Origin of the sequence: Streptomyces bambusae (assembly GCF_019400985.1) — a bacterium.
GTDB lineage: Bacteria > Actinomycetota > Actinomycetes > Streptomycetales > Streptomycetaceae > Streptomyces > Streptomyces bambusae_A.
This window is the reverse complement of sequence record NZ_WTFF01000262.1, coordinates 1-10276: the sequence shown is the minus strand read 5'-3', so window position 1 is coordinate 10276 and position 10276 is coordinate 1. Positions and strand designations below refer to the sequence as shown.

Below are 10276 nucleotides of genomic sequence, written 5' to 3'. Positions count from 1 at the left end.
GCCCAGCAGCGGGCCGAGCGGGTCGCCGGGGTCGCCGGAGAGCAGCAGCACGCGCCGCCCGGCGCGGGCCGCGGCCAGTGCGGTGGCCGCGGCGACGGTGGGGCGTCCGGCGCCGCCCGGGCCGGTGACGAGCAGGGTGTGCATGGTGTGTGCCGTACTCCGTCGGTCGTTGCGAACGCGGTCCGCTGCGCGGGGCCTTCCCCCACCCCGCCCCTTCTCCCCCAGCTACCGCTGGGTGGGGGCCCCGCGCCCCTGACGGGGCGCGTCAGGCGGCGGACTCGACGCGCTTCTTCAGGCCGGCCAGCGCGCGGTCGATGATGACCTTCTCCGCCTTGCGCTTGATCATGCCGAGCATGGGGATCTTGACGTCCACGGTCAGCTGGTAGGTGACCTCGGTGCGGTCGCCGGCGCCCAGCGGGGCCAGCCGGTAGGAGCCGTCGAGCTGCCGGAGCATCTGGGACCTGTCCAGGGTCCAGCTGACCTCGTCGGTGCCCTTCCAGGTGTAGAGCAGGGTGTGGTCGTCCTTGATCGCGCCGGCGTCGAGCAGCAGCCGGACCTTCTCGGCGCGGCCCTCGGCGTCGGTGGCCAGCACCTCGGCCTCCTTCACCTCGCCGGTCCACTCGGGGTAGCGGGCGAAGTCGGCGATCACGGCCATGACGTCGGCCGGGGCCGCCTCGATCGTGATGCTCGAAGTGGTGTGTTCCGCCATCGCGGTGGCTCCTCCGGACAGTGGGTACCTCCCAGCGGTGGCTGGGGGCGTTCGAGGACTGTGCGGCCCAGGCCGCCGCGTGCAGGCTACCGTGCGTGCGGACCTCACCACTCCAGGGCCCAGGGCCTACCGGTCGCCGCGAAGTGGCCGACGTTCACGCACTCGGTCGCGCCGATCCGCATGCGCCGGGCCAGCGGCTGGTGGACGTGGCCGAAGAGGGCGTAGCGGGGCCGGGTCCGGCGGATGGCGGCGAGCAGGGCGGCGCTGCCGCGTTCGAAGCGGCGGGCGACGGTGTCGTAGCAGAGCTCGGGCACGTCCGGCGGGATGTGCGAGCAGAGCACGTCCACCTCGCCGAGTGCCTCGACCTTGGCCGCGTACTCCTCGACGTCCACCTCGTACGGGGTGGGCATGGGCGAGGGCAGGCCGCCGCCGACGAAGCCGAAGACGCGGCCGCCGATCTCGGTCCGCTCGCCGTCGAGGACGGTGGTGCCCGGTCCGGCGTACTCGGGCCAGAGCGTGGGCATGTCGACGTTGCCGTAGGTGGCGTAGGTGGGGCTGGGGAAGGCGGCGAACATCTCGGCGTACTGGCGGCGTACGGCCTCCTCGATGAGCCGCTCGCGGTCCAGGCCGCGCCACAGCCGGCGGCCGAACTCCCTGGCCTCGGCGAAGCGGCGCTCGGTGCGCAGGGCGACGATCCGGTCGGCGTTCTCGACGCCGAAGAGGTCGGGGAAGATGCCGCGCGAGTGGTCGGCGTAGTCGAGGAAGAGGACCAGGTCGCCGAGGCAGACCAGGGCGTCGGCGCCGTCGCCGGCGCGGGCCAGGGCCTCGGTGTTGCCGTGGACGTCGCTGACGACGTGGACGCGGGTGCGCCCGCGGCTGCGCGTGCCGGATTCCATACCACCCATGCGGCCCACCCTAGGAGAGCCACGCCGCCCGGGCCAGAACCCGTCGCGACCGGTCACAGGCCACGGACCTGCGGTTACTTCCTAGTCACGGAGCGGGTGAACTAGGGTCGATGCGCCACGGGCGCGTCGTGTGACGCACGGAACATCTGGCCGGTTCCCTCTATCGGGAACCCACTACCGGTGGGTAACGTCCGGTCGTCCGCACCGTGGCGATGGCGCCCCAGAGGAGCAGCAGTCTTGCGCGAGTTCAGCCTTCCGGCCCTGTACGAGGTCCCGTCCGACGGGAACCTCACGGATCTCATCCGCCGTAACGCCGCGCTGCACCCACACACCGCCGTCATGGCCCGCAAGGTGGGAACCGCTTGGCAGGACGTGACCGCCACGGAGTTCCTGGCCGAGGTGCGGGCCACGGCCAAGGGCCTGATCGCGGCCGGCGTCCGGCCGGGCGACCGGGTCGCGCTGATCTCGCGCACCCGCTACGAGTGGGTGCTCGTCGACTTCGCGATCTGGACCGCCGGTGCCGTCACCGTCCCGGTGTACGAGACCTCCTCGCCCGAGCAGATCCAGTGGATCCTCAGCGACTCCGGCGCGGTGGCCGTGATCACCGAGACCGCCGGGCACACCGCGTCCGTGGCCTCCCTGCGCGAGGCGCTGCCGGAGCTGCGCGAGGTCTGGGAGCTGGAGCAGGGCGCGATCGGGGCGCTGCGCGAGGCGGGCGCCGGGATCTCCGACGACGAGGTCGACGAGCGCAGCTCGCTGGCGAACGCCGACGACCCGGCCACGATCGTCTACACCTCGGGCACCACCGGCCGCCCCAAGGGCTGCGTGCTGACCCACCGCAACTTCTTCACCGAGTGCGGCAACGTCGTGGAGCGGCTGGGGCCGCTCTTCCGTACGGGCGAGTGCTCGGTGCTCCTCTTCCTCCCGGCGGCCCACGTGTTCGGGCGGCTGGTCGAGGTGGCGTCCGTGCTGGCCCCCATCCGGCTGGGCTGCGTACCGGACATCAAGAACCTCACCGACGAGCTGGCGTCCTTCCGCCCCACGCTGATCCTCGGCGTCCCGCGGGTGTTCGAGAAGGTCTACAACTCGGCGCGCGCCAAGGCGCAGGCGGAGGGCAAGGGCAAGATCTTCGACGCGGCCGCCGAGACGGCGATCGCGTACAGCCGGGCGCTGGACACCCCGTCGGGTCCGTCCTTCGGCCTGCGGCTCAAGCACAAGATCTTCTCGAAGCTGGTCTACAGCAAGCTGCACGCGGTGCTCGGCGGGCGCGGCGAGTACGCGATCTCCGGCGGCGCCCCGCTGGGCGAGCGGCTCGGCCACTTCTTCCGCGGCATCGGCTTCACCGTGCTGGAGGGCTACGGCCTGACGGAGTCGTGCGCGGCGACCGCCTTCAACCCGTGGGACCGGCAGAAGATCGGCTCGGTCGGCCAGCCGCTGCCGGGCTCGGTGGTGCGGATCGCGGACGACGGCGAGGTGCTGCTGCACGGCGAGCACGTCTTCCGGGAGTACTGGAAGAACGAGGCGGCCACGGCGGAGGCGCTGACCGACGGCTGGTTCCACACCGGTGACGTCGGCACCCTCGACGAGGACGGCTACCTGACGATCACCGGCCGCAAGAAGGAGCTGATCGTCACCGCGGGCGGCAAGAACGTCGCGCCCGCGGTGATCGAGGACCGGATCCGGGCCCACGCGCTGGTCGCGGAGTGCATGGTGGTGGGCGACGGCCGGCCGTTCGTGGGGGCGCTGGTGACCCTGGACGAGGAGTTCCTGGCCCGCTGGGCGAAGGAGAACGGCAAGCCGGCGGACGCCACGGCGGCGACGCTGCGCGAGGACGCGGACCTGATGGCGGCCGTCCAGAAGGCCGTCGACGACGGCAACGCGGCGGTGTCGAAGGCGGAATCGGTGCGGAAGTTCCGCATTCTGGGCTCCCAGTTCACGGAGGAGTCCGGCCACATCACGCCGTCGCTGAAGCTGAAGCGGAACGTGGTGGCGAAGGACTTCGCGGACGAGATCGAGGCGCTCTACCGCGGCTGACGGGCCGCGGCCGACGGCCGCGCAGCGCGTACGGCCAGGACCGGACCGGGTAGCTGGACCCGCCTAGGGCCTGTCCGGCGGATCAGGGTCGGAAAGGCCGCGGCGTCCGGTGCGGTGCATCGCAAGGCGCCGGAGCGCCTCGACAGCGGAGCTAGGGCGTTTCGGCAACGCGGCGAGGTGCCGTGCCTGGGGGCACTCCCCCAGCCTCCGGCCGGGGGCACCCCCACCCAGCGGTAGCTGGGGGAGCGTCGCGGCCCCGGCCATGATCCGCCGGACAGGCCCTAGCGCGGGTCGGTGGCCAGGATCCGGTCCATGGCGCGTTCGGCGAGGGCGGTGATCGTCACGAACGGGTTCACGCCGAGGGACCCGGGCACGAGCGAGCCGTCCACCGCGTACAGCCCCGGGCAGCCCTTGACGCGCCCGTACGCGTCCGTCGCCTCGCCGAGCACGCAGCCGCCCAGCGGGTGGTACGTGAAGGTGTCCGCGAAGGGCTTGTTCTCGCCGAACAGGTCGTAGCGGTAGATGGTCACGTTGGCCCGGTTGACGCGGTCGAAGAGGGCCTTGGCCGCCTGCACGGACGGGGCGCTCTGCTCCCGCCGCCAGTGCAGCCGGGCCGAGTCGGTGGCCGCGTCGTACGTGAAGTGCCCGCGCTCGGGGTTCCTGGTGATCGCCAGGTACATCGAGATCCAGTGCTCCAGGCCCATCGGCAGCGGGGCGATCTCGGCGAAGACCGGGTTCCCGGCGTTGTCCCAGTCGTCGATGCCGAGGGCGGGCATGGTGGCCTGGCAGGCGCCGACGGTGTCCCACAGGTGGTTGGCCCGGGCGGTCATCACATTGCCGTTGGTGCCCCAGCCGCGGCCCACCTGCTCACCGAGCCCCGGCAGGGCTCCGGTCTCCCGGGCGCGCAGCAGGATCTCGGTGGTGCCCAGGCTCCCGGCGCCCAGGAAGAGCTGGCGGCAGCCGAGTTCGCGCACGGCGGTGACGCGGCCGGTCAGGTCGCCGGTCTGCGCGGTGACGACGTACCCCCCGGCCGGGTCCGGCCGTACGCCGACCACGCGCTGCATGGTCTCGATGGTGACGTTGCCGGTGCCGAGGGCCGCGGCGAGGTAGGTCTTGTCCAGGCTCTTCTTGCCGTGGTTGTTGCCGTAGATGACCTCGCCGGCGAGGGCGGAGCGGGGCACCTGGCCGGCTGCCTCGCGCCGCATGTAGTCGAAGTCGTAGACGTTGGGCACGAAGACGGTCCGCAGCCCGGCGTTGTGCGCGTGCTTGCGGGAGACCCGGGCGAACCGGTACCACTGCGTGGACTCGAACCAGCCCGGGTCGATGTCGTTCACGCCGAGCATCCGGCGGGCGCGCGGGAAGTACGTGCCGTACATCTCGTCGGCGTCGACGGCCGGGAGGACCTCGCTGAAGTACGAGCGGCGCGGCGTGGGCGCCATCCCGCCGTTGACCAGGGAGCCGCCGCCGACGCCCCGGCCGACGTAGACGGACATGTCGCCGTGGTGCACCCGGTCGAGGACGCCCGGGTAGGGGGTGATGTCCCGGTTGACCACGTCCAGCCACAGGAAGGTGGCGAGCGGCGCCTCGGTGCGGTTGCGGAACCACATCGAGCGCTGGTCGGGCGCGGTGGTGGCGGGGAAGACCTTGCCGTCGGCGCCCGGGGCGTCCCAGAGCCGGCCCATCTCCAGCACGACGGTACGCACCCCGGCCTGCCCGAGCCGCAGCGCGGCGACGGCGGCGCCGTAGCCGGAGCCGACGACGATGGCGGGGGCGTACTGCGCCGGCTGCGCCGACGGCGCGGCCGCGGCGGCCGTGGACAGGCTGATCTCGGTCAGCCCGAGGGCGGCGGCGGTCTGGAGGGCGCCGAGACCCAGCAGGTGACGGCGCGTCAGATGAGGTGTCATGGCCGCATCATGGGCGGAATCAGGCCGTCCGCCCAGACGCGGTGTTGACACACATCTGAGTGACAGTCAGTCGAGGCTTTGCCGGGTGCGCGGCGGCATCAACACCGATCGGGCAAGCCGCCGGCTACTTCGAGGATCATCGCCTTGTAGAACGGGGCACCCTCCCACGGATGGGACGTGCCGACCGCACGGTACCCCCACGCAGCGTAGGCCGCCTGTGCTGCGGCGGCCTCAGGCTCGGGCCTCACCGTGAGCGTGACCCGCTCCACGTCGAGGCCGTCGAGCAGGGCGGCGTGCAGGGCCGAGGCGATGCCCCGGCGGCGCCACGGCTTGCGGACAGCCAGCTCCAGGATCACCCACGTACGGGCGCCGTCCTCGCGCGTGAAGTCCACCGGCAGCTCCCTGTCCAGGTTGCTCCACCACCCGGTGTCAGCCGGGAGCAGGTATCCGTACGTGAAGCCGATGACGTCCTCGCCGTCACGGGCGACGATCAGGCGCATCCCGGTCCGGTGGACGTGCAGGAGGTAGTGCTCGATGAACTGCGCAACGTCGGACGGGCCCTCGCTGTACGGGGGCTCGGCGTACACCTCCTCGTAAGCCGGAAGGAACAGGTCAAGCGCGCCCGCGGCCTCCTGCCCGTCGAATCGCTCGTACCTCACCTCGGACATCACGCAGCCCCCTTCGCCTGCACGTACTCGGCCAGTTTTCCGGCGGCCTCCTGGGCGGAGGTTGCTTCGACGCGCGAGCGCGCCGACGACCGCGCCCCAGCCGTGCAGCCCTGCCCGTCAGCCCTTCTGGGACCCCACCAGCCGGGCGCGCTCGCGTAGGTCCCGGACCGCTCGCACGGTCCCGTACGGCTTGAGCCTCGCCACCATGATCTCGAAGTGCTCGTCACCGCGCGCGGACGACAGGGTCTCGTAGTGGTCGAGGAACCGGGCCCACGACTCCGACGCCGCCTCCACATGGCCGATGGACAGCTGCCGCTGCGCCAGGAGCCCGTAGGCGTGCAGCCGTCCCTGCCGTTCGTTCTCGGGCTGGACGCGGATCGACTCCTTGAGCGTCTTCACGGACCCCGGCATGTCCTTCGTGGCGGCCTGTACATGGGCCACGTGGAAGAGATAGGCGGTCCGGTCGTACCCGCCGACCGACTCCCGCCGGTCGTCCGCCCGGGCGAGCGCCTCCTCCGCTTCGCGCAGCCGCGCGAGCGCCTGCCGCCGGTCCCCCACCATGGCGGCCCCGTGGGCCTGCTGGCCGCGCAGGAAGGCCACCAGCCGGGGCCCGGCGACGGGGGCGGCCTCGGCGGCCGAGTCGGCAAGCTCCAGGGCCCGACTGCCGTACCCGAGGTTCGACGCCTGGAGCGACATGCCGCGCAGCGTCCGGCAGTACGTGACGTGGTCCTCGGCCTCTCCGGCGAGCTTGAGGGCGGACACGTAGTACTGCTGGCCGAGCCGGTGCTCACGCTCGTACATCGCCATCCAGCCGGTGAGGTAGACGAGGTCCGAGGCCGCGGCGAGCAGGCTGCGGCGGACCGGGGCCGCCGCTTCGGCCTTCAGCCAGGGACCGACCGTGTTGACAAGGAAGGCGGCAGCCATCGGCCGGGCGTGACCGGCGCCGAGCTCGTCGAGGATGTCGGCGATGCGATCGGTCATGGACCGCACGGCGTCGACCTGCCCCTGCCCGACCCGGGTGGTGGCCTTGCCGGGCCTTATCGGATCGGGGCTGTCGGCCCGGGCCAGCGCGGGGAAGAGGGGAACGGCCAGCGCCGCGGAGAAGACACCGGCCGCGATGACCCGACGCCGCGACGGGTCCATGTCGGCCTTCCCGAGGTCGATGAGTTCCCGGACCGTGTCCGCCTCCTCGCCACCGAGCGGCGGCGTCAGCCCTGCCTCGGCGTAGCTCACCGGGCGACCGAGTTTCCGTTCGAACACCTCGATGATCAGGGCCCTGACCTGTGGCCTCGGCTGGTGACCGGCGATCCACTGCGAGACGGCCGGCTGACCGTACTTCAGGTTCAGCCCGGCCTCGGCGCCGACTCTGTTCACGATCAGAGCGAGCTGGGAGCGGGACCATCCGGCCTGCTCAAGGAGCGTCGCCAGGCCGACGTTGGGGGTGCGTGAGTGCCGCGCCATGAGCAACTCCCGACGGTAGTGCATGGCTTGCATACTTCTCCGACCCTGCAACGGTACTCGCGAAGGGGGGCCTTGGGGTTTCCTCGTCGTACTCACCAGTGACCGAGCGGGACTTGCCCGCCCGTTGACGACGGCAGGGAGCACCGGCATGGACGTTCGCGAGACACACTCATCGGCGTTCCGGCATGTGAAGCATCGACTGCTCGGCCATCGGGTCGTGGACACCCGGTCGCTGCGGCAGGGCGAGCTGATGGCGGTCGTCGTCCAGGACAGCGGCGACTTCGTCGCGTACATCCGTGGGCGCGACCACCGGGAGTTCGAGGCCTCGCTCGACCATGTGCGGGCCGCCCGGTGAGCCGGTGGCGGAGCCTGGAGCAGATGGAGGCCGAGGCCGCGAACCTGGCCGTGACGGGCCTCGGCCTGGAGGTCCGGGCGTCCCCGGCCCACCCCGGGGGTGTCTGCCGTACGGCCACCGTGCCGTGCCCGCTCTGCCTGCGGCCGGGCGCCGTCCAGCGGCGGTTCGGCTCCACCCTGGTCCACTGCACCCCGTGCTCGGGCGGGTTCGGGATCGTGCACGACCCGGTGCGCTGCTGGGAACTGCTGCGGTAGCCGACCCGGTCAGAGGAGTTCGCGGAGGCGGTCTGCCAGGAGGTCCCAGCGCCAGCGGTCCTCGACCCAGGTCCGGCCGCGTGCGCCCATGCGGTCGCGTAGGGCCGGGTCCTGCAGGAGGGTCGTGACGCGGTCCGCGGTGTCCTCCGCGGAGCCGCCGCGCACCACCCAGCCCGTCTCGCCGTCCAGGACGGCGTCCGGGGCTCCGCCGGAGTCGCCCGCCACCACCGGCAGGCCGGTGGCGGACGCCTCCAGGTAGACGATGCCCAGGCCCTCGACGTCGAGCCCGCCGCGCCGGGTGCGGCACGGCATGGCGAAGACGTCGCCGGCCCCGTAGTGGGCCGGCAGCTCCGACCAGGGCACGGCCCCGGTGAAGCGGACGGACTGCGCGACCCCGGTCTCGGCGGCCAGCTTGCGCAGCTGCGCCTCGTACGGGCCGCCGCCCACGATCAGCAGGACCGCGTCCGGGACCGCCGCCAGGATCCGCGGCATCGCCAGGATCAGTGTGTCCTGGCCCTTGCGCGGGACCAGACGGGAGACGCACACCACCACCGGGCGGTCGGCGAGCCCGAGCCGGGCGCGGACCTCGTCGCCGCCCGAGCCGGGGTGGAAGGTCTTCTCGTCCACGCCGGGCGGCAGCTGCACCATGCGCGCGGCCGCGGCCGGGGTCAGCGCGGAGGCGATCCGGCTGCGGGTGTACTCCCCGAGGTACGTCATCGTGTCCGTGCCCTCGCCGATCCGGCGCAGCAGCTGCCGGGCGGCCGGCAGCTGGGCCCAGCCCGCCTCGTGCCCGTGCGTGGTGGCGACCAGCCGGCGGGCCCCGGCCCTGCGCAGGGCGGGGGCCATCAGCCCGAGCGGCGCCGCCGCGCCGAACCACACCGACTCGCAGCCGTGGGTGCGCAGCAGCTCCACCGCCTGCCGGGTCACCCGCGGGGTCGGCAGCAGCATCGTCGTACGGTCGCGGACCACCTGGAACGGCTGCTCCGCGTCGAACGCCGCCGTCGCCTCCCGGCCCTCCGCGGTGTTCTTCCACGTGGAGGCGTAGACGACGATCCGCTCGGGGTCCAGGCGCAGCGCCATGTTGTGCAGGAAGGCCTGGATGCCGCCGGGGCGGGGCGGGAAGTCATTGGTCACGATCAGCGTCTTGTGCATCGTCCGCCGACAGTACCGTGCGCAGCTCCTCCTGCCAGGTCCGGGTGAGGGAGGGGAGGTCCGTGCCGAGGGAGCCGGTGAGCGCGGCGGGCAGCTCCGTGCGGCCCGCCTCCCCGTACAGCCGGACCAGCGCGGCCCCGCCCCACCGGTCGGCGATCGCCCGGCAGGCCAGCCAGGCCCCTTCGTAGGCCCGCGCCAGGGCGTCCGGGTCGCCGCCGAAACCGAAGTCCCCGTCCGCCGGCAGCGCCGCCGGGACCCGGCCGGCGCGCACCTCCCGGGCCAGAGCGGGGGCCGCCTGCGCCGGGGCGGGGCCGGCGTTGTTGCTCCCTCCTGTGCCGGCGCCGGGGGTGCTGCTCGTGCTGCCGGTGCGGTACGCCGCCCAGTCCGCGAAGCCCTCCGACAGCCACAGCGGGGTCTTCGCCGTGGTGGCGGCCCGGGTGGCGACATGGGTGACCTCGTGGGTCAGGACGATCCGCCGGCCGGCCGGGGACAGCTCGGCGAAGCCTTCGGGGTTGACCACCACGCGGTCCGCCGGGGCGGCCCCGCCGCCCACCCGGCCGGTGGTCACCGCCGCCATGCCCCGGTAGTCGGCCGGCGGCCGGCCCAGCAGGGCGGCCATCGCGTCCAGCGAGCCCGGCACCAGCACGACCACCCGGCCCGCCCACGGACCCGGCCAGGCGGCGGCAGCGTCCGGCACCGCCCGGTCGGTGAGCCGGGCGACGTCCTCCAGCAGCTCCCGCCCCTGCCCGGTGCCCAGCACCAGGCTGCGCTCCCCGCGCACCGCGGTGACCGGACCCTGGTCCCAGGGCTCGGGCAGGGCGCCGGGGGCGGGCC

At 73.2% G+C, this 10276-nt stretch carries 11 protein-coding genes; 3 read left to right on the top strand and 8 right to left on the bottom strand.

Annotation, left to right across the window (positions count from 1 at the left end; genetic code table 11):
* From GPJ59_RS27625 to GPJ59_RS27615, 3 genes are all read right to left on the bottom strand, one after another.
* Positions 1–144 (bottom strand): ArsA-related P-loop ATPase (locus tag GPJ59_RS27625; RefSeq protein ID WP_308120518.1); only part of this gene is annotated, 144 nt, incomplete at its 3' end.
* Between the two features lie 121 nt (positions 145–265).
* Entirely contained in the window at positions 266–709 is a 444-nt protein-coding gene (locus GPJ59_RS27620; protein ID WP_219670416.1) for an SRPBCC family protein, read from the bottom strand.
* A 104-nt stretch (positions 710–813) separates the two neighbouring features.
* Positions 814–1605: a metallophosphoesterase family protein gene (locus tag GPJ59_RS27615; RefSeq protein ID WP_374200920.1), complete on the bottom strand. Its 792-nt coding sequence runs from the start codon at positions 1603–1605 to the stop codon at positions 814–816.
* A 246-nt stretch (positions 1606–1851) separates the two neighbouring features.
* Here GPJ59_RS27615 and GPJ59_RS27610 point away from each other — a divergent pair, with 246 nt between their 5' ends.
* Entirely contained in the window at positions 1852–3648 is a 1797-nt protein-coding gene (locus GPJ59_RS27610; protein ID WP_219670414.1) for an AMP-dependent synthetase/ligase, read from the top strand.
* 281 nt (positions 3649–3929) lie between these two features.
* Here GPJ59_RS27610 and GPJ59_RS27605 read toward each other — a convergent pair whose 3' ends face one another.
* The 3 genes from GPJ59_RS27605 to GPJ59_RS27595 all read right to left on the bottom strand — a co-directional run bounded on the left by GPJ59_RS27605 (position 3930) and on the right by GPJ59_RS27595 (position 7681).
* A complete protein-coding gene (locus tag GPJ59_RS27605; protein WP_219670413.1) occupies positions 3930–5552 on the bottom strand; it encodes a GMC oxidoreductase in 1623 nt (540 codons plus the stop codon).
* 98 nt (positions 5553–5650) lie between these two features.
* Positions 5651–6220, bottom strand: a complete 570-nt coding sequence (locus GPJ59_RS27600) for a GNAT family N-acetyltransferase (protein WP_219670412.1) — start codon at positions 6218–6220, stop codon at positions 5651–5653.
* Positions 6221–6337: 117 nt separating this feature from the next.
* Positions 6338–7681 (bottom strand): hypothetical protein, encoded by a 1344-nt coding sequence (locus GPJ59_RS27595; protein WP_219670411.1) that lies wholly within the window; start codon positions 7679–7681, stop codon positions 6338–6340.
* Positions 7682–7868: 187 nt separating this feature from the next.
* Here GPJ59_RS27595 and GPJ59_RS27590 point away from each other — a divergent pair, with 187 nt between their 5' ends.
* Positions 7869–8036 (top strand): hypothetical protein, encoded by a 168-nt coding sequence (locus GPJ59_RS27590; RefSeq protein WP_219670410.1) that lies wholly within the window; start codon positions 7869–7871, stop codon positions 8034–8036.
* A complete protein-coding gene (locus GPJ59_RS27585) occupies positions 8033–8290 on the top strand; it encodes a hypothetical protein (protein ID WP_219670409.1) in 258 nt (85 codons plus the stop codon). The genes GPJ59_RS27590 and GPJ59_RS27585 overlap by 4 nt, the downstream gene beginning before the upstream one ends.
* Positions 8291–8299: 9 nt before the next feature.
* Here the strand turns inward: GPJ59_RS27585 and GPJ59_RS27580 are convergent, their stop codons facing one another.
* Both GPJ59_RS27580 and GPJ59_RS27575 read right to left on the bottom strand, forming a co-directional pair.
* Positions 8300–9442, bottom strand: a complete 1143-nt coding sequence (locus GPJ59_RS27580; RefSeq protein WP_219670408.1) for a glycosyltransferase family 4 protein — start codon at positions 9440–9442, stop codon at positions 8300–8302.
* On the bottom strand, positions 9414–10276 hold an 863-nt coding region (locus GPJ59_RS27575; RefSeq protein WP_219670407.1), incomplete at its 5' end, for a hypothetical protein. The genes GPJ59_RS27580 and GPJ59_RS27575, both read right to left, overlap by 29 nt.

Excerpts from the sequence above, each read along its gene's own strand:
- GPJ59_RS27615 (WP_374200920.1), bottom strand. The coding sequence starts at position 1,605 with ATGGAATCCGGCACGCGCAGCCGCGGGCGCACCCGCGTCCACGTCGTC.
- GPJ59_RS27605 (WP_219670413.1), bottom strand. The coding sequence starts at position 5,552 with ATGACACCTCATCTGACGCGCCGTCACCTGCTGGGTCTCGGCGCCCTC.
- GPJ59_RS27580 (WP_219670408.1), bottom strand. The coding sequence starts at position 9,442 with ATGCACAAGACGCTGATCGTGACCAATGACTTCCCGCCCCGCCCCGGC.
- GPJ59_RS27620 (WP_219670416.1), bottom strand. The coding sequence starts at position 709 with ATGGCGGAACACACCACTTCGAGCATCACGATCGAGGCGGCCCCGGCC.
- GPJ59_RS27595 (WP_219670411.1), bottom strand. The coding sequence starts at position 7,681 with ATGGCGCGGCACTCACGCACCCCCAACGTCGGCCTGGCGACGCTCCTT.
- GPJ59_RS27600 (WP_219670412.1), bottom strand. The coding sequence starts at position 6,220 with ATGTCCGAGGTGAGGTACGAGCGATTCGACGGGCAGGAGGCCGCGGGC.